The sequence below is a fragment of the Pseudomonas cyclaminis genome (genome assembly GCF_015163715.1).
Taxonomy (GTDB): domain Bacteria; phylum Pseudomonadota; class Gammaproteobacteria; order Pseudomonadales; family Pseudomonadaceae; genus Aquipseudomonas; species Aquipseudomonas cyclaminis.
On record NZ_JADDUM010000182.1, the window covers coordinates 1 to 17,605 of the forward strand.

Here is a 17,605-nt window from a genome sequence, read left to right on the forward strand (position 1 = left end):
TGTGTTCGCTGGCCGCTTACGAGGTAGTGGGGCCTCCCACATGTGTTCTGTGTTGTACCAGCGCTTATTGCTTCCAGACCGCTGGATTCACCAGGTTCCTGGGCTTTTCACCTGCCAGCGCCGCCAGCAGATTATCCACCGCACACCTGGCCATCGCCTCCCTTGTCTCATGGGTCGCCGAGCCGATATGCGGGGTCGCCACCACATTGTTCAAACGCAGCAGCGGCGAGTCGTGATTCAACGGCTCGCGCTCGAACACATCCAACCCCGCTGCCCGAATCGTGCGTTGCTGCAACGCCTCGACCAGCGCCGCCTCATCCACCACTTTGCCACGCGAGATATTGATAAAAATCGTCTCGGGGCCCATCAGTGCAAATTCCTCTGCGCCGATCAGTTTTTCGGTTTGCGCCGTGAGCGGCAACGTCAGGCAGACGAAATCGGCTTCTTTGAGCAACGCCTGCAAGCTGCGGTACTGCGCGCCAAAGCGCTGTTCCACCTGCGGCTTGGACGAATGGCTGTGGTAGATCACCGGCATGCCAAAGCCAAAATGCCCGCGCTGGGCCAGGGCTTCGCCGATGCGGCCCATACCGATGATGCCCAGGGTCTTGCCGTGCACATCGCTGCCAAAGTGCGCAGGGCCGATGTTTTTGTTCCACTGGCCGGCACGCACCATATCGGCCAGTTCCACCACGCGCCGGGCGGTGGCGAGGATCAGCGCGAAGCCAGTGTCGGCGGTGGTTTCGGTGAGCACGTCCGGGGTGTTGCTGAGCAGGATGCCGCGCTGGGTCAGGTAGTCGATGTCGTAGTTGTCGACCCCGACCGACACACTGGCCACCGCTTCCAGCTGTGGCGCCAGATCAAGCAGTCTGGCGTCCAGGCGCAGACTGGCGCCCAGCAGGCCATGGGCGGTCGGCAGGGCGTCGCGCAACTTGGCCAGGCCGGTGTCATCCAGGGCTTCGATCAGCGTGACCTCGGCGTGTTCATGCAGGCGCGCCATCAACGGCGCGGAGAGTTTCTTGTACAACACGACAGACTTTTTCATGAGGTCTTTACCTTCAACTCCAGAGTGGGTTCCGGCGAGCGGTCGCTGGCACCGGGCTTGAGGAAAATCGTCAACACCACCGACAGCATCAACGCACCGCTCATCAGCAGGTACGAAGCGCCGGGCGAACCGGTGCTGCTATTGAGATAACCCACCAGGTACGAACCGCCGAACGAGCCGAGCGCGCCCATGCTGTTGATCAACGCCATGGCGCCGCCGGCGACGTTGGCCGGCAGGATTTCCGGGACGATGGCGAAAAACGGACCATAGGGTGCATACATGCAGGCCCCGGCAATCACCAGCAGGGTGTAGGACCACCAGAAGTGTTCGGCGCCGAGTACGTAGGACGCGTAGAACGCGATGGACGCGATCAGCAGCGGTGGCCACACAAAGCGTTTACGTTTTTGCAGTTTGTCCGAGCCCCAGCTCACCACCAGCATGCCGATCACCGCCGCCAGGTACGGCAGCGCCGACAGCCAGCCGGCCTCGACCATGTCCATCTGCAAACCGGCTTTGAGGATCGACGGCAGCCACAGCACAAAGCCATACACGCCGATGCTCCAGCAGAAGAACTGCAACGCCAGGATGATCACCTTGGGCGAGCGGAACGCTTCGGCGTAATTCTTCACGGCCTTGATGCCTACCTGTTCGGCGGCGAGGGCGGTTTCCAGGCTGTGCTTTTCGCTGTCGCTCAGCCATTTGGCGTCCTTGGGCCGCTCATCGGCCAGTTTCCACCAGATAAACGCCCACAACACCGCCGGCAGGCCTTCGATGATAAACATCCAGCGCCAGCTGAAATGCTGCACCAGGTAGCCCGACACCACCGACATCCACAGCATGGTCACCGGGTTGCCGAGGATCAGGAAGGTGTTGGCCCGCGAGCGTTCCGCACGGGTGAACCAGTGGCACAGGTACACCAGCATCGCCGGCATGACAGCGGCTTCGACCACGCCGAGCATGAAGCGAATGACGATCAGCATGTAGGCGTTGGACACCACGCCGGTCAGGGTGGCCAAGCCGCCCCACAGGATCAGGCTGACGAAAATCAGCTTTTTGACGCTGCGCTTCTGCGCGTAGATCGCCCCCGGCACCTGGAAGAAAAAGTAACCGAGGAAAAACAGTGCGCCCAGCAATGACGACATGCCGGGGGTGATCATCAGGTCTTCGGCCATCCCGGAGGCGGCGGCGAAGCCATAGTTGGCGCGGTCTAGGTAGGCCAGGCTGTAGGTGATAAAAACGATGGGCATGATGTACCACCAACGGCGGGTGGCGAGTTTCACGGTTTCCATGGGGGTTGCTCCTGAGCTTGTTGTAGTTGTGGCAACAGGGTGTGGGTCACGCAACGGATCGGGTGGGTAATTCAGAGCGGGTCGGCAGGCCTTCCATATCGCCACGGCTTTGCACGGCGCGGCTGCCGATCCAGTTGCCGCGTTGCACCGCCTCGGGGAAGCTGAGGTTTTCCAGCAGCGCGCTGATCATGCCTACGGCAAAACCATCGCCGGCACCGACGGTGTCCACCACTTTGTCCACGCGCACGGCGGCGACAAAGCCTTGGTCCAGGTGGGTGCGGAAGTAGGCGCCGTCCGGGCCGAGCTTGATGGCCACGGCTTCTGCGCCCTGGTCGAGGTAGAACGCGGCGATATCGGCCGGGTCGTCGAAACCGGTCAGCAGGCGGCCTTCGCTCAAGCCCGGCAATACCCAATCGGCGAGGCCGGCGAGGGCGTTGATCTGGCGGATCATCTGGTCTTGGCTGGCCCACAGCGACGGCCGCAGGTTCGGGTCGAACGACACACTGCGCCCGGCCTTGCGCATCTGGGTCATCAACTCGACAGACAGTTCGCGAGTGGCCTCGGACAACGCGGGAGGAATCCCGGTGGCGTGCAGATGGCGGGCTTGCAGCAGCGCCGGGCTGATGGCCGCGATGGACAAATGGCTGGCGGCGGAGCCTTTGCGGAAGTACTCCACCTGCGGATCGGCGCCGGCTTCTTCACGGGACTTGAACTGAAAACCGGTGGGGTGCAGCGGGTCGACGGCCACGTGCTGGCAATCCAGACCTTCCTTTTGCAGGGTGTCGACCACAAAGCGGCCGAGCGAATCGCTGCCCACCCGACTCAGCCACGCCACCTTAAAGCCCAGGCGCGACAGGCCAATGGCAACGTTGCTGTCGGCCCCGGCAATACGCTTGTGAAATTGGCTGACCTGAGCCAAATCGCCGGTCTGCTCGGCGACCAGCATCGCCATGGTTTCACCAAACGAGAGGATATCGATCTCAGACATGGGCATGCTCCGCAGCGGGTTGGCCTAGGACGGCGAGGGCGGCGACCTGCCGGGCGGTGATGTCGATCAGGTCATCGCCCTGCAGTGGGAATTCCACCGCCCGTGTAATGCCTTGAGTCATGTGCTTGAGCAGTTGTTCCCACAGATGCAGGTCGGTGGCGCCGGGCGGCAGCGCCACCAGCTTGCCGTCCGGGCGTCGGGCCACGGCTTTACAGTGCAGGTAGTCCACGTGTCGGCCCAGCAAGCGTGCGGCGGTGAGCGCGGATTGGTCCTGCCACTGCCAGTTGCCGATGTCGAAGGTCATTTTTACCGGCAGGCCCAGGCGCTCGACTTCGGTGAAGAAGCGTTGCATCGGCTCGATACGCCCGCCGTGCAAGGTCTGGTCGTTTTCTACCAACAGCTGGACCGGGTGACGGTTGAGCAGGGCGTGCAGGCTTTCCAGGTCGTTGGTGTCGGTGAAGTAACCGAGGGAGACTTTCAGCCAGCGCGCACCGAAGGCCTGGGCGCGGTCCAGGGTGGCGTTCAGTTCGGCGTTGGGCTGGGCGCGTCCGGCAACCCAGAGTTCCAGAGGCGATGAGAACACTGATTCCAAGCCCTGTTCGGCGGCGGCCTGGGCCAGCTTTTCAGGCTGTTCGGCGGTCAATAATTCCTCACGCCACTCGATGCGCTGGGCGCCGGCGGCGGCCAGCAGGTCGACAAAACTCAGCTGGCCTTGCTGGCGGACCAAGTCGGCGCCATAGCTGGAAAGGCTGATGGAGACGGGGTATTTATGCATTGTTGTTTACCTCTGAAACCGGTTTCATTTTTTGACGTGATGAAGATTCAATCCACCCTGGCGCGTTCGCAGGTTTCGCCCCCCGTAGCAGCTGTCGAGCCTTGGCGAGGCTGCGTAGCGTACGTTCTGACACCCTGCGACGCAGCCTCGCTTGCGCTCGACAGCTGCTACGGGAAGGGGCACAGGGTTGAGCCTCGTATGATCAGGTGTGGCAGAAAGTCCAGGGTGCGCGTTGGCGCATCGTCACCGCGCAAACGCTTGAGCAGACAGTCGAACGCGCTGGCGCCAATCGCTTCGGTCGGTTGGGCGAGGGCGGTGATGCCGTTGCCCACCAACGGATACCAATCCAGGTCATCCAGGGCGATCAGGCCCACGTCGTCGAACAGGTTGCAGCCCAACGCCTTGAGTGCGCGGGTGCAGGCCAGTGTGGCGACGCCGTTGGCACAGAACACCGCCTTGGGCCCCGTTTTGGAGAGAAACGCCTGCAGGCCGGTTTCGAGTTTGCCATCCAGTTCCAGCACTGTGCCGTTCAGCGCCGGACGCCGGGCAATCTCTGCCTTGAAACTGTTCAGGCGTTCCACTCGCGAACTGGTGCCATCAGCCGCTTCGCTCACCAGCAACACCTCGCGGTAACCCTGTTGTTCCAGATGCTCCACCGCCATGCGCACCGCTGCCGGGTTATCCAGCCCCACCAGGTCGCTGTGCAGTGGCTCGACCTTGCGATCCACCAGCACCAGGGGCATTTCCCGTTGCAGTTCCAGCAGTTGGTCGAGGTGATGACCGAGGGTGTTCACGATCAGCCCTTCGATGTTGTACGAGCGCAACGCGGCCAGGTGCTGGCGCTCTTGCTCGTCGTCGCGGTCGGTGTTGCACACCACCAGGCTGTAGCCGTGCTGGCGGCAGGCGGTTTCGACGCCGTGCATCACGGCAATGGAATAGGGGTTGCGGATATCGGCCACGAGCATGCCGATCAGGCGGGTACGGCCACGTTTCAGGCCACGGGCCATCTGGTTGGGGCGGTAGCCCAGTTGCTCGATGGCCTGTTCGATGCGCAGGGCGATGGCGTCGGAGAGCAGGGCGCGGTCGTCGCCGATAAAACGCGACACGCTGGCCTTGGACACGCCCGCACGTTCGGCCACATCAAGCATGGTCACGCGGCTGCGCTGGGCGGCAGAAAAGTTGTTCACGGTCATCGACCTTCTTTTTTATTGGAATAACTGAAACCGGTTTCAGGAAACCATCAAAGTAGGAAAGTCGTCAAGGAGTTGTAGGACAAAGTCGGATGACTGGTGCGTCAAACCACCACACCCAGCCAAGTTGCACCCAACAGCAGCAAAGCCATTGCACGGTTGAAGCGCTGCATGGCCTTGGCCGAACGAAGCACTCGCGCAGACCCGGCGCCCAGCAGTGCCCAAGCGCCCAGGCACGGCAGCGCGATCAAGAAAAAAACCAGGGACAGCGCCGCCACCTGTGTGCCGTTAGCGGCAAAGACACTGACCACCGCCAGCGCCATCATCCAGGTCTTGGGGTTGATCAATTGCAGGCTGGCAGCCCCGAACAAGCCCAGGGGCTTTTGTGCCGATTCCACCTCGACGGCCTGGGGGGGCGCGCTGAAAATCTGCCAGGCCAGATAAGTCAGCCAGGCAACGCCGACCCATTGCATGGCGGCCTGTACCTTGGGCAGTTGCACCAGGGATTGGCCCACGCCGGACCCCACCAGCCAGACGATTCCAGCCGCACCTGCGCAGGCGCCGAAGATGATCGGCAGGGCGGCTTTGAAACCGTAGCGGGCACTGTTGCTCAGCACCAGGATATTGGTCGGGCCGGGGGTAATGGACGCAACAAAGGCAAACAACATAAACGGCAGCATGGCGGCGTGACTCCGGTAAACCAATCGATGGAGTCGATCTTCACAAGCCTGGGCGTTCGCTGTCTGGAAGATTTGTGCAGCGCTTGCGGTACGCCGCCGGAGTCAGGCCATAGGCGCGCACAAACCAGCGGCCCATGTGGCTTTGATCGGCAAAGCCCAAGGCAATCGCCACGTCGGCCGGTTGCTCGCCCTTGGCCAACAAATGCCGGGCGCGGGCCAGGCGCAGTTGCACCAGATAGGCATGGGGCGGCAGACCGAAGGCGCTCTTGAACGCACGGGTCAAGCGGAAGCGGTCGACGCCGCAGGCCAGGGCCAGTTCGTCCATGCCTGTATCCTGATGCAGGTAGGCATGCAGGTATTCCCGAGCTTTATGGGCCACCAGCGGCAGGCGCGGATCGTCGCGGTAGCGGGTGCGCCAGTACAGTTGGTCGGTCAGGCGTTCCAGCAATTGGTCCATGGCCCGTTGTCGCACGATGCGCAACTCGCCGCTGTGCAGGGTGCGAAAGGCCTGGCTGGTGGCCAGCGCCAGGCGCGGGTCATCGGTCAACGTTCGAGTGAAGCTCAACTGGCTGTTGAGCGGTGCTTCTTCGAACACCGCGCTCACTTCCCGCGCCAGCCACTGCGGGTCGAGGTACAGCATGTGATAGGTGAAGCCGTCCGGCGTGGGGGCATCGCCGTCATGCAGTTCGCCGGGTTCTACGAGGAATACCTGGCCCGGCACGCTGTGATGGCGGGCGCGGCGGCAGTTGAATTGCTGCACGCCCTGTTCGGTCACGCCGATCAGGTAGCTGTCGTGCCAGTGCGGGTCGTAGGCGTGGCCTTCAAAATGCGCGCGCAGAGTCTCGATGCCGGTGTCGGCATCCTGGGACAGGTCGATCCAATTGTGCGCGCTCATACAACACCGAACGTAATAGGTGAGCTTATTAATGCGTGCCGCTTCATGACGGTCTAGAAGGTTTGTGCAGCCTAGCTGAACAGCCCGGCCGCGATATTGATCGAGAAACCCAATATCGCGGTATTGAACAGGAACCCGATCAGCGATTGCCCCAGCACCACCTTGCGCAGGCCACGGGTGGCGACGCCCACATCCGAAGTCTGCACCGCGACGCCGATGGTGAACGAGAAGTACAGGAAGTCCCAATAATTGGGGGTCAGCAACCCTTCGGCAAAACGCAGCGCCGGCTCCTTGCCGTCCCAGGTGTAATACAGGCGGGCGTAATGCACGCTGAAAATCACCCCGATCAGCAACCATGACCCGATCACCGTCAGCCCGGTGAAACCGTAGTGCAGCAAGCGTTCGCCGGTCGCCAGATCCTTGCTGCCGACCAGTTCGAAGGTGATGGTGGCCAGGCTGGCGATGGCGGCGATGCACACCATGAACAACACCAGGCCGGCGTTCTCGTCTTCGATCTCGGCAATGCGTTTGACGTCTGGGGCCTTGGCGCGGATGGTCAGCCAGAGCATCAGCACCAGGTAGGTCCAGACCCCGGCGTTCCAGCCGATCAGGATTTTGCCGGCGATTGTTTCGGCAGGTACCAGAATGCCCACGGCAAGGCCGAGTACGGCGGCGGACGAGAGGCGAGGGTGGGTGCGGGCAACGAAGGGCATAGAGGCTCCCCTCAATGAATAGGGAAGCCACTATAGCGTATTTACAGAAACACACATTGAGCAGGCCGCTCTGGACGCGGCAGGCTCATTGGAAGGGTGATTATTTAGGGTGAACTGAAAACTTGCCGTCTAAAAAACCGTAAGCTTCGCCTAGATCGTCCTGGCGAACTTTGAAGTGGTAAGTGCCTTCCAGGGTGTTGAGCGACTGGTTGTATTCAAATGTAATTTCCCCGCTGTCCGCATACCCACGCACAAACATTTCGCCCACATAGCGATTGAAGTGAATGCGAGCTTTGTTGCGGTGAAACTGACTTGATACCTCAAGCGTTCCTGACGTTTGATCTTCCACCGGGATTAGAAAAACAAGAAAATTCTCATCCCAGCTTTCATCAACACCGTCGCACGCCAACAACGCACCCTCCGGCGATGAATAACGTCTCAGCGTCACTTGTGTTGAACTGAAGTTCCGATTAAGCGTGGTATCGGCGGTAATGCGGCCGTCGTAGTTGATTTTTTTAGTCTTCATTTCAAAAAACCTCTGCCGGGCTTGAAAGGGTTGTGCAACGTAAGACCCAGTAAAAACAACTGGATCATTACGTGTCTCGATCAGGCTAGTGCATCAGAGGTTTTTTCATAACTGTCAATTATGACAGTCTTAAAAACTTTATTTTTCAGGCCGGGAAGTTATAAGTCGCTTCGTCAACCTCATCACCACCACAAAAAACACCGGCACAAACACCACCGCCAGCGTTGCGGTGATCATCCCGCCAATCACCCCGGTACCAATCGCCTGCTGGCTCGCGGAACTGGCCCCGGTGGCAATCGCCAGGGGCACCACGCCGAGGATGAACGCCAGTGAGGTCATGATGATCGGGCGCAAGCGCAGCCGAGCAGCCTTCAAGGTTGCGTCGATCAGATCTTCACCTTGGTCATACAAGTCCTTGGCGAATTCGATGATCAGAATCGCGTTCTTCGCCGACAGGCCGATGATGGTGATCAACCCCACCTTGAAGAACACATCGTTGGGCATGCCGCGCAAGGTTACGGCCAAGACTGCGCCGAGCACGCCGAGCGGCACCACCAGCAACACCGAGGTCGGGATCGACCAGCTTTCGTACAGCGCGGCCAGGCACAGGAACACGATCAGCAGCGACAGGCCCAGCAGGATCGGCGCCTGAGCGCCGGACAAGCGTTCCTGCAACGACAACCCGGTCCACTCCTGGCCCAGGCCCGCCGGCAATTGACTGACCAGGCGCTGGATTTCTTCCATCGCCTCGCCGGTGCTGTGACCCGGTGCCGCTTCACCGCTGATGGCGATTGCCGGGTAGCCGTTGTAGCGCGTCAGCTGCGCCGGGCCCTGGGTCCATCTGGCTTCGACAAAGGCCGACAGCGGCACCATTTTCCCCGCGTTGTTACGCACGTTGATTTTCATCAGGTCCGCCACCTGGCTGCGCTGGTCGCCCTCGGCCTGCACCACCACGCGCTGCATGCGGCCCTGGTTGGGGAAATCGTTGACGTAGGCGGAGCCAATCGCCGACGACAGCACATTGCCCACATCCGCGAACGACACGCCCAGGGCGTTGGCTTGCTTGCGGTCCACTTCCAGCTGCACTTGCGGCGCTTCGGCCAGGGCGCTTTCACGCACGTTGGCCAGGATCGGGCTTTTTTCGGCGGCCGCCAGCAACTCGGTACGCGCCGCCATCAACGCGGCATGGCCGACGCCACCGCGGTCCTGCAAGCGGAACTCAAAACCACTGGACGTGCCCAGCCCATCCACCGGCGGTGGCAACACCGCATAGGCAATCGCATCTTTGAGCTCGCTGAACGCCATGTTGGCGCGGTCGGCAATGGACGCGGCGGAGTCTTCACTGCTGCGTTCGGACCAATCTTTCAAGGTGGTAAACGCCAACGCCGCGTTTTGCCCCGAACCGGAGAAGCTGAAGCCCATGATCATGGTGGTATCGCCCACGCCCGGTTCACCGGCGTTATGCGCTTCAATCTGCTCGGCTACCTGCACCGTGCGGTTTTTACTCGCGCCCGGTGGCAACTGGATATCGGTGATGGTGTAGCCCTGGTCTTCCACCGGCAGGAACGAGGCGGGCAGGCGCATGAACATCAGCCCCAGGCCCACCAGCAGTACCAGATAGATCAGCAGGTAACGGCCGCTGCGCTTGAGGGCATAGGCCACCCAACCTTCATAGCGGTCGGTGAGCTGCTCGAAGCGTTTATTGAACCAGCCGAAAAAGCCGCCCTTGGCATGGTGCTCGCCCTTGGCAATCGGCTTGAGCAGGGTCGCGCACAGGGCCGGGGTCAAGGTCAGCGCAAGGAACGCCGAGAACAGAATCGAGGTGGCCATCGACAACGAGAACTGCTGGTAGATCACCCCCACCGAACCGGCCATGAACGCCATCGGCAGGAACACCGCCACCAGCACCAGGGTAATCCCGACGATGGCGCCGGTGATCTGGCCCATGGCTTTCTTCGTCGCGTCCTTGGGCGACAGGCCCTCGGTGACCATGATCCGCTCGACGTTCTCCACCACCACAATCGCGTCGTCCACCAGGATGCCGATCGCCAGCACCATGCCGAACATGGTCAGCACGTTGATCGAGAAACCCAGCAACAGCATGGTGGCAAACGTGCCCATCAGCGCAATCGGCACCACCAGGGTGGGGATCAGCGTGTAGCGCACGTTCTGCAGGAACAGGAACATCACCGCAAACACCAGCGCCATGGCCTCCAGCAAGGTGTAGACCACCTTGGTGATCGAGACTTTGACGAAGGGCGAGGTGTCGTAAGGAATCTTGTATTCCACATTGGCCGGGAAGTAGCGCGACAGTTCATCCATCTTCGCCCGCACCAGGGTCGCGGTGTTCAGCGCGTTGGCGCCGGGCGCCAGTTGCACGCTGACGGCGGTGGACGGCTTGCCGTTCAGGCGCGTGGAAAACTGGTATTCCTGGCTGCCGATTTCCACTCGCGCCACGTCGCCGACGCGCACGGTGGAACCGTCCGGATTGGCCTTGAGCACGATATCGGCAAATTCCGCCGGGGTTGAAAGCTGGCCCTTGACCAGGATCGCGGCGGTGATTTCCTGGGTCCTGGTGCCCGGCAGGTCACCAATGCTGCCGGCGGAAACCTGGGCGTTCTGCGCGCTGATTGCAGCGTTCACGTCAGCGGGCGTCAGGTTGAAGCCGATCAGCTTCTGCGGGTCGATCCAGATGCGCATGGCCCGTTCGGCACCGTACAGCTGCGCCTTGCCCACGCCGTCCAGGCGCTTGAGTTCGTTCATCACGTTGCGCGCCAGGTAATCGCTGAGCGCCACGTCATCGAGCTTGCCGTCACTGGAGGTCAGGGTCACCAGCAGCAGGAAACCGGCGGAGACCTTCTCCACCTGCAAGCCTTGCTGTGTCACCGCCTGGGGCAGCCGTGGCTCCACGGCCTTGAGCCGGTTCTGCACGTCGACCTGGGCCATCTCCGGGTCGGTGCCGGGCTGGAACGTCGCGGTAATGGTGGCCGAACCAAGGCTGCTCTGGGATTCGAAATACAGCAGGTGATCGGCGCCGTTGAGCTCCTGCTCGATCAGGCTGACCACGCTTTCATCCAGGGTCTGGGCCGAGGCGCCGGGGTACACCGCGTAGATCTCGACTTTCGGCGGCGCCACGTTGGGGTACTGGGCCACCGGCAATTGCGGGATGGCCAGCAGGCCGGCCAGCAGGATAAACAGGGCGACCACCCAGGCGAAGATCGGGCGGTCAATAAAGAACTGCGGCATGGTCGAATAATCCTTATTGGCCCAAAGCCTGGGCAGGTGGCGTCGGGCTGTCGTCTACCTGGACTTTTTCACCGGGCCGCGCGTGTTGCACGCCTTCGACGACGATGCGATCACCGGGTTTGAGGCCGCTGCTGACGATCCAGCGATCGTCGATCACCGCACCCAGTTCCACCGGTTGCTGGCTGACGGTCTGCTCGGCATCCAACAGCAACACCATGGGGATACCGGCACTGTCGCGGGTGATGGCGCGTTGCGGCACGCTGATGCCTTGCTTATCGACCGCTTGCTCCAGGCGCACCCGGACAAAGCTGCCGGGCAACAGGTCGAGGTCCGGGTTGGGGAACTCGCTGCGCAGGATGATCTGCCCGGTGCCGGGGTCGACGCTGATGTCGGAGAACAGCAACTTGCCCGGCAGCGGATAGAGGCTGCCGTCGTCCTGGATCAGCGTGGCCTTGGCCTGGTCCTGGCCGACCTGCTTCAAGCTGCCGGCGCGGAAGGCGCGGCGCAGGTCATTCAACTCGCGGGTCGATTGGGTCAGGTCGGCGTGGATCGGGTCCAGTTGCTGGATGATCGCCAGGGGCGTGGCTTCATTCTGACCGACCAGCGCGCCTTCGGTCACCAGAGCGCGGCCGATGCGCCCGGAAATCGGCGCGGTCACAGTGGCGTAGCCCAGGTTCAATTTGGCGCGTTCGACGGCGGCTTTGTTGGCGGCGACTTCGGCGTTGGTCTGGCGCACCGCAGCGCGGGCATTGTCGTAATCCTGGCCGCTGATGGCGTTGCCTTCCACCAACTGGCTGTAGCGCTGCTCTTGCAGGCGCGCCTGGAACGCGTTGGCTTCGGCCTTGCTCAGGTTGGCCTGGGCGCTGTCGAGATCGGCCTTGAAGGGCGCCGGGTCGATGCGAAACAGCACGTCGCCCTGTTTGACGTCGTGGCCTTCCTTGAACACCCGTTGCATCACCACACCGGCGACCCGCGCACGCACTTCGGCAATCCGCGGCGCGGCGATGCGACCGCTCAGTTCGCTGGTGATGGACAGGGGTTTGGCTTGCAGGGTTTCGATGCGCACCTTGGCCAGGGGCATTTGCGGCGCCTCGGCGGCGGAGTTGCCACACGCGCTCAGCGCCAGGGTGAGGGCCAACAGGCAAAACGGCGCCAACAGATTCTTCGACATGCTCTTATCCCAATAGTGACTGGCGCATCCTAAGGTCACCTGCGCCGTGGTGCTGTGAAGCTGTGTAGGTGGTGTGTGAAGAAATGTAAGGTGCGGCGCGCGCAGCGTCGAGGGCGTATATCCTTGCACAATCCTGCAAACACTGAAGATCAAATGTGGGAGGGGGCTTGCCCCCGATAGCGGTGAATCAGTCAACAACTCTGCATCTGAAGCACCGCCATCGGAGGCAAGCCTCCTCCCACATTGGATTTGTGTACGACACATCACTGTATTTTCTGGAAACACCTTCATGCCCAACATCCTCCTGGTGGAAGACGACGCCGCACTCTCCGAGCTGATTGCCAGCTACCTGGAACGTAATGGCTACCACGTCAGCGTGCTCAGCCGTGGCGACCACGTACGGGAGCGCGCACGCCTCAACCCGCCGGACCTGGTGATCCTTGACCTGATGCTGCCGGGCCTCGACGGCCTGCAAGTGTGCCGTCTGCTACGCGCCGATTCGGCCGGCCTGCCGATCCTGATGCTCACCGCTCGCGACGACAGCCACGACCAGGTGCTGGGCCTGGAAATGGGCGCCGACGATTACGTCACCAAACCCTGCGAGCCGCGTGTGCTGCTGGCCCGTGTGCGCACCTTGTTGCGCCGCAGCAGTTTGTCCGAGCCCCAGGTGGCCAACGACCAGATCCTCATGGGCAACCTGTGTATCGACCTGTCGGAACGTACGGTGGTGTGGCGCGAACAGCCGGTGGAACTGTCCAGCGGCGAATACAACCTGCTGGTGGTGCTGGCCCGGCATGCCGGTGAAGTGCTCAGTCGCGACCAGATCCTGCAACGCCTGCGCGGCATCGAGTTCAACGGCACCGACCGCTCGGTGGACGTGGCCATCTCCAAGCTGCGCCGCAAGTTCGACGACCACGCCGGCGAGGCGCGCAAGATCAAGACCGTGTGGGGCAAGGGTTATCTGTTCAGCCGTTCCGAGTGGGAATGCTGAGCCATGTTTCGTGTGCTGCTGCGCCTCTACCTGATCACCATCGTCACCTACAGTGCGGCGATCTACCTGATTCCCAAACTGGTCATCCAGCTGTTCGAACACCGTTACCTGGACTACAACGTCGAGCAGTCCCGTGGCCAGCAAACCCTGATCGTCAGGCAATACCAACGGGCGCCGGTGGAGCGTTGGTCCCAGGTCACCGAGCAACTGGGCCGCGACTTTGCGCCGCTCAAAGTGCAATTGCTGCTGCGCCAGGACGCCAGCTACACCCCGCAGGAAGCGACGCTGCTGGAGCAGGGCAAACCGGTGATTCGCCTGGGAGAGTGGGGCTGGATGGAAGAAATCAGCTCGCCGCTCAACCAGCAGTTCGTGGTCAAGCTGACCATCCCGCCAGACCCGCTGGACATGAACCTGCTGTACTGGTCGATGAACGTGCTGATCGGCGCGGCGTTGCTCGCTTGCCTGCTGTTCTGGCTGCGCCCGCACTGGCGCGATCTGGAACGCCTGAAAAGCACCGCCGCCCAATTGGGCAAGGGCAACCTGGCCGAGCGCACACGTATCCCGCCCAGCTCCAACATCGGCAGCCTGGCGGCGGTGTTCGACACCATGGCCGACGACATCGAACACCTGCTCAACCAGCAGCGGGATTTGCTCAACGCCGTCTCTCACGAACTGCGCACGCCGTTGACGCGCCTGGATTTCGGCCTGGCGCTGGCGCTGTCTGAAGACTTGCCCGAAGCCAGCCGCGAGCGCCTGCACGGCCTGGTGGCGCATATCCGCGAGCTGGATGAACTGGTGCTGGAGTTGCTCTCCTACAGCCGCCTGCAAAACCCGGCGCAACTGCCGGAGCGGGTCGACGTGGTGCTTGATGAGTTTATCGACAGCGTGCTGGGCAGCGTCGACGACGAATTGGAAAACCCCGAGATCGTCATCGATGTGGTGCTCGACTGCGCCGTCGAGCGCTTCAGCCTGGATCCGCGCCTGACGGCCCGCGCCTTGCAAAACCTGCTGCGCAACGCCACGCGCTACTGCGACAAACGCATCCAGGTGGGGGTCAAGGTGTGTCCCAAGGGGTGTGAAATCCGGGTGGATGACGATGGCATCGGCATCCCGTTGGACCAGCGCGAGCGCATCTTCGAACCGTTCTACCGCCTCGACCGCAGCCGTGACCGCAGCACCGGCGGCTTCGGCCTGGGCCTGGCAATCAGCCGCCGCGCCCTGGAAGCCCAGGGCGGCACCCTGACGGCCCAGGCATCGCCGTTGGGCGGCGCTAGGTTTCGCGTGTGGCTGCCCAGCGTCGGTTGATCAGAGCACCTTGACCGCACGGCCGATGGCCTGGATCGGCCCGGTGGGTTTGCCGGTCGGCGAGCCGCGTGGGTCCTCCAGGGTCAGCTCGAACAATTGGTTGGGCGACAGCGGCGGCAGCCTGTCCAGCGGCACCGACAGCGTTTGCCCCGGCTTGACCAGCCCCAGTGATACCGGACCTTGCCAGCCATCGCCCTTGGTCCAGAACTGCAGGGCTTTGTCCGCCGGAACCTCCATCACACCCAATGGAATCAGCTGGATGTTCTGGTCATTGCTGGCCTGGATCACCCAACCCGGTGCCTGGCTTTGCGGTGCGACCAGCACCACCACAAAGGCCGGGTCCGCAATGGGCGCGCGGGTCAGCAGCAGCGCCGCCAGCACCACGCTCGCCGCCACCCCGGCAGCGGCGATGCCGCGCCACACGGCCAGCAGGTTCCACCAGGGTACGTGGGCGTCCGGGCTCGCGGTGTTACGTTCGATACGCCGCCACAGCTGCGCCGAGGGCAGCACCGGTTCGGCCAACGCAGTCAGGGGCAGCAGGCGCTGTTCCCAGGCATCCACCGCCGCCCGCAACTGGGCATCGTGGGGCAGGCGTTGTTCCACCTCGGCCCGTTGTTCGGCGGGCAGAGTGCCCAGCACGTATTCGCCGGCCAGTTCGTCCAGGGGGTTGTTCATGCCATGCACTCCCGCAGCGCGGCGAGGCTACGTTTGATCCAGGCTTTGACGGTCCCCAACGGGGTGTCCAGCCTCGAAGCGATTTCGCTGTGGGAATAGCCGTCGACATATGCATGCAGGATGCAGGTGCGACGGGCCGGGTCGAGCTGCTCCAGGCAGGTGTGGATCTGCCCGGAACGCGTGGAAAATTCAAACGTGTCAGTGGGCGCTGCGACCTGTTCATGTTCGTCGCCCAGCGGCACCTCACGGTAATGATTGCGCACCACGTTGAGGGCCAGGTGACGGGTCACGCTGAACACCCAACCCCGCGCCGAACCACGGCTGGGGTCGAAACTGCCAGCGCCGCGCCAGATCCTGATAAACGCGTCATGCACGATATCTTCGGCCAGCGCCCGGTCACGCACGATACGCAGGGCTACGCCGAGCAAATGGCTGCTGTCCTGCTCATACAGCCCGCGCAAGGCGCGTTGGTCGCCACGGGCACAGGCCAGCAGACAGGCTTCGTAATCAAACACGCACGTCCCTCAAATGGCTGAACCCCTGTGGCGAGCGTGCCCGCCACAGGCAGCGTAGCGCAGTTTGCTCAGTTGGCCGCCCAGAAGATGTAGTCGGCCTGGTACTTCACCATTTCCTGCTTGCCCTTGTTGGCGGCTGTGCACTCGCTGCTCGGCGCCACCCCACCTTTCAGGGCGACCCGCTGGATGTAACTCACGCCACTCATCGCGCCTTTGCCTTCGGCCGGGTTGGCCTTGACCAGTTGATACGGCAGGTTGCCCGGGCTCGATGGCGCCACGGCCAGTTGGGTGCCGGTGATTTTCGAACCGTCCTTGGCTTGCCAGGTGGCGGGCGGGCCGAAGTAGGTGCCGACTGGCTTGCCGCTGCGATCATTGAGCACCGCCTTGGGGCCGACGAAGGTCCATTCGGTCTGGCCTGCGGCGTTGGCTTTGTCACGGCACTCGTAGGTGATTTCGCCGACGCCGGTGGTTTCCATCGCTACTTTATGGCCGTCCGGCACCTTGATGCTGTCGGGCAGGCCGGCCTGGGCAAAGGCGGCAGGGCTGGCCACGAGCAAACCGGTAAGGCAGAGCAGGGCTTTAGCGTTCATGGGTGTTTCTCCATTAGATGAAACAGCAGGGTTGCTGCAAGGACTACCCATGGGCACGCGAACTGGATGCAGTGCTCGGCAAAAAAACTGCATCAGGCGAAAAAGATCTAAAGTCAGATCATATTGATATAAGTCGTTATAAGAAAAATCGCTATCCTGCCGCCAGAAATTTATAAGGCCGCGGGTAGCTGTAATGGAAGTGGGTAACTTTGGTTTCGTAATCGCCGGCCTGATCGTGGGTTTTATCGTGGGCATGACCGGCGTCGGCGGGGGCTCGTTGATGACCCCGATCCTGTTGTGGTTCGGCATCAACCCGGCCACGGCCGTGGGCACTGACCTGCTGTACGCCGCCATCACCAAGTCCGGTGGCGTGCTGGTTCACAGCAAGAACAAGAACATCGATTGGACCATCACCGGCTGGCTGACCCTGGGCAGCGTGCCCGCAGTGCTGCTGACCCTGTGGTTCCTCGCCAGCTTGCACACCGACCCGACGGCGATGAACGCGGTGATCAAGCAAGCCCTCGGCGTGGTGTTGCTGCTGACGGCCCTGGCGATCCTGTTCAAGAAAACCCTGTTGGCCTTTGCCCAGCGCCATGCGGGCGACAGCTATCACATGAACCCGCGCAACCTCAACGCGCTGACGGTGCTCACCGGCGCCATCCTCGGCACCATGGTCGCCCTGACCTCCATCGGCGCCGGCGCCCTGGGCACCGTAGCGTTGTTTATCCTGTACCCGTTCCTGGCCACGCGCCGCCTGGTGGGCACCGAGATTGCCCACGCCGTGCCCCTGACCCTGGTGGCGGGCCTGGGCCACGCCGGCATGGGCAACATGGACTGGCAGCTGTTGGGCTTTTTGCTGATGGGCTCGTTGCCGGGCATTTATGTGGGCAGCCACATGACCGGCAAGATCCCCGACGGCGTGCTGCGCCCGTGCCTGGCGATCATGTTGATGGCGGTCGGGTACAAACTGGCCTTCTAGGCTATATGCACTCCAAGTGTGGGAGGGGGCAAGCC

17 protein-coding genes are annotated in these 17,605 nt (G+C 62.3%); 3 read left to right on the forward strand and 14 right to left on the reverse strand.

The window, feature by feature from the left end; translation table 11 throughout:
• Positions 1–64 precede the first annotated feature (64 nt).
• The 11 genes from IQK56_RS21295 to IQK56_RS21345 form a co-directional block, all read right to left on the reverse strand.
• Positions 65–1,042, reverse strand: coding sequence for an NAD(P)-dependent oxidoreductase (locus tag IQK56_RS21295; protein ID WP_150675984.1), 978 nt, complete (start codon positions 1,040–1,042; stop codon positions 65–67).
• A complete protein-coding gene (locus tag IQK56_RS21300) occupies positions 1,039–2,331 on the reverse strand; it encodes an MFS transporter (RefSeq protein ID WP_193901817.1) in 1,293 nt (430 codons plus the stop codon). The genes IQK56_RS21295 and IQK56_RS21300 overlap by 4 nt, the downstream gene beginning before the upstream one ends.
• 46 nt (positions 2,332–2,377) lie before the next feature.
• Positions 2,378–3,319, reverse strand: coding sequence for a sugar kinase (locus IQK56_RS21305; protein ID WP_122307163.1), 942 nt, complete (start codon positions 3,317–3,319; stop codon positions 2,378–2,380).
• Positions 3,312–4,094 (reverse strand): sugar phosphate isomerase/epimerase family protein, encoded by a 783-nt coding sequence (locus tag IQK56_RS21310; RefSeq protein WP_193864320.1) that lies wholly within the window; start codon positions 4,092–4,094, stop codon positions 3,312–3,314. Before IQK56_RS21310 ends, IQK56_RS21305 begins: the two co-directional genes overlap by 8 nt.
• A 167-nt stretch (positions 4,095–4,261) precedes the next feature.
• Complete coding sequence (locus IQK56_RS21315; protein WP_150762141.1) at positions 4,262–5,281, reverse strand: substrate-binding domain-containing protein; 1,020 nt, start codon at positions 5,279–5,281, stop codon at positions 4,262–4,264.
• A gap of 107 nt (positions 5,282–5,388) precedes the next feature.
• Entirely contained in the window at positions 5,389–5,964 is a 576-nt protein-coding gene (locus IQK56_RS21320) for a LysE family translocator (RefSeq protein WP_193901818.1), read from the reverse strand.
• 40 nt (positions 5,965–6,004) lie between these two features.
• Positions 6,005–6,859, reverse strand: coding sequence for an AraC family transcriptional regulator (locus IQK56_RS21325; protein ID WP_150675988.1), 855 nt, complete (start codon positions 6,857–6,859; stop codon positions 6,005–6,007).
• 71 nt (positions 6,860–6,930) lie between these two features.
• A complete protein-coding gene (locus IQK56_RS21330) occupies positions 6,931–7,572 on the reverse strand; it encodes a DUF1345 domain-containing protein (RefSeq protein WP_150762128.1) in 642 nt (213 codons plus the stop codon).
• A gap of 100 nt (positions 7,573–7,672) precedes the next feature.
• The gene (locus IQK56_RS21335) at positions 7,673–8,098 is read right to left on the reverse strand and encodes a hypothetical protein (RefSeq protein WP_193864271.1); all 426 of its coding nucleotides are present in this window, start codon (positions 8,096–8,098) and stop codon (positions 7,673–7,675) included.
• A 138-nt stretch (positions 8,099–8,236) separates the two neighbouring features.
• Positions 8,237–11,344, reverse strand: a complete 3,108-nt coding sequence (locus IQK56_RS21340) for an efflux RND transporter permease subunit (protein WP_193901819.1) — start codon at positions 11,342–11,344, stop codon at positions 8,237–8,239.
• Positions 11,345–11,357: 13 nt separating this feature from the next.
• Entirely contained in the window at positions 11,358–12,515 is a 1,158-nt protein-coding gene (locus IQK56_RS21345; protein WP_122307169.1) for an efflux RND transporter periplasmic adaptor subunit, read from the reverse strand.
• 289 nt (positions 12,516–12,804) lie between these two features.
• Between IQK56_RS21345 and IQK56_RS21350 the strand changes: the two genes are divergently transcribed.
• Together IQK56_RS21350 and IQK56_RS21355 are read left to right on the forward strand one after the other, a co-directional pair.
• Positions 12,805–13,506, forward strand: coding sequence for a response regulator (locus tag IQK56_RS21350; RefSeq protein WP_122307170.1), 702 nt, complete (start codon positions 12,805–12,807; stop codon positions 13,504–13,506).
• A 3-nt stretch (positions 13,507–13,509) separates the two neighbouring features.
• Complete coding sequence (locus IQK56_RS21355; RefSeq protein ID WP_122307171.1) at positions 13,510–14,811, forward strand: ATP-binding protein; 1,302 nt, start codon at positions 13,510–13,512, stop codon at positions 14,809–14,811.
• Here IQK56_RS21355 and IQK56_RS21360 read toward each other — a convergent pair whose 3' ends face one another.
• The 3 genes from IQK56_RS21360 to IQK56_RS21370 form a co-directional block, all read right to left on the reverse strand.
• Positions 14,812–15,486, reverse strand: coding sequence for an anti-sigma factor (locus IQK56_RS21360; RefSeq protein WP_193901820.1), 675 nt, complete (start codon positions 15,484–15,486; stop codon positions 14,812–14,814).
• Positions 15,483–16,001, reverse strand: a complete 519-nt coding sequence (locus IQK56_RS21365; RefSeq protein ID WP_193864323.1) for a sigma-70 family RNA polymerase sigma factor — start codon at positions 15,999–16,001, stop codon at positions 15,483–15,485. The genes IQK56_RS21360 and IQK56_RS21365 overlap by 4 nt, the downstream gene beginning before the upstream one ends.
• A gap of 68 nt (positions 16,002–16,069) precedes the next feature.
• Positions 16,070–16,591 (reverse strand): DUF3455 domain-containing protein, encoded by a 522-nt coding sequence (locus tag IQK56_RS21370; RefSeq protein ID WP_122306808.1) that lies wholly within the window; start codon positions 16,589–16,591, stop codon positions 16,070–16,072.
• Between the two features lie 193 nt (positions 16,592–16,784).
• Between IQK56_RS21370 and IQK56_RS21375 the strand changes: the two genes are divergently transcribed.
• On the forward strand, positions 16,785–17,570 hold the full coding sequence (locus IQK56_RS21375) for a sulfite exporter TauE/SafE family protein (protein WP_122306807.1): 786 nt from the start codon (positions 16,785–16,787) through the stop codon (positions 17,568–17,570).
• Positions 17,571–17,605 lie beyond the last annotated feature (35 nt).

Excerpts from the sequence above, each read along its gene's own strand:
- IQK56_RS21325 (WP_150675988.1), bottom strand. The coding sequence starts at position 6,859 with ATGAGCGCGCACAATTGGATCGACCTGTCCCAGGATGCCGACACCGGC.
- IQK56_RS21350 (WP_122307170.1), top strand. The coding sequence starts at position 12,805 with ATGCCCAACATCCTCCTGGTGGAAGACGACGCCGCACTCTCCGAGCTG.
- IQK56_RS21295 (WP_150675984.1), bottom strand. The coding sequence starts at position 1,042 with ATGAAAAAGTCTGTCGTGTTGTACAAGAAACTCTCCGCGCCGTTGATG.
- IQK56_RS21310 (WP_193864320.1), bottom strand. The coding sequence starts at position 4,094 with ATGCATAAATACCCCGTCTCCATCAGCCTTTCCAGCTATGGCGCCGAC.
- IQK56_RS21345 (WP_122307169.1), bottom strand. The coding sequence starts at position 12,515 with ATGTCGAAGAATCTGTTGGCGCCGTTTTGCCTGTTGGCCCTCACCCTG.
- IQK56_RS21375 (WP_122306807.1), top strand. The coding sequence starts at position 16,785 with ATGGAAGTGGGTAACTTTGGTTTCGTAATCGCCGGCCTGATCGTGGGT.
- IQK56_RS21300 (WP_193901817.1), bottom strand. The coding sequence starts at position 2,331 with ATGGAAACCGTGAAACTCGCCACCCGCCGTTGGTGGTACATCATGCCC.
- IQK56_RS21370 (WP_122306808.1), bottom strand. The coding sequence starts at position 16,591 with ATGAACGCTAAAGCCCTGCTCTGCCTTACCGGTTTGCTCGTGGCCAGC.
- IQK56_RS21320 (WP_193901818.1), bottom strand. The coding sequence starts at position 5,964 with ATGCTGCCGTTTATGTTGTTTGCCTTTGTTGCGTCCATTACCCCCGGC.
- IQK56_RS21330 (WP_150762128.1), bottom strand. The coding sequence starts at position 7,572 with ATGCCCTTCGTTGCCCGCACCCACCCTCGCCTCTCGTCCGCCGCCGTA.
- IQK56_RS21360 (WP_193901820.1), bottom strand. The coding sequence starts at position 15,486 with ATGAACAACCCCCTGGACGAACTGGCCGGCGAATACGTGCTGGGCACT.
- IQK56_RS21340 (WP_193901819.1), bottom strand. The coding sequence starts at position 11,344 with ATGCCGCAGTTCTTTATTGACCGCCCGATCTTCGCCTGGGTGGTCGCC.
- IQK56_RS21335 (WP_193864271.1), bottom strand. The coding sequence starts at position 8,098 with ATGAAGACTAAAAAAATCAACTACGACGGCCGCATTACCGCCGATACC.
- IQK56_RS21355 (WP_122307171.1), top strand. The coding sequence starts at position 13,510 with ATGTTTCGTGTGCTGCTGCGCCTCTACCTGATCACCATCGTCACCTAC.
- IQK56_RS21305 (WP_122307163.1), bottom strand. The coding sequence starts at position 3,319 with ATGTCTGAGATCGATATCCTCTCGTTTGGTGAAACCATGGCGATGCTG.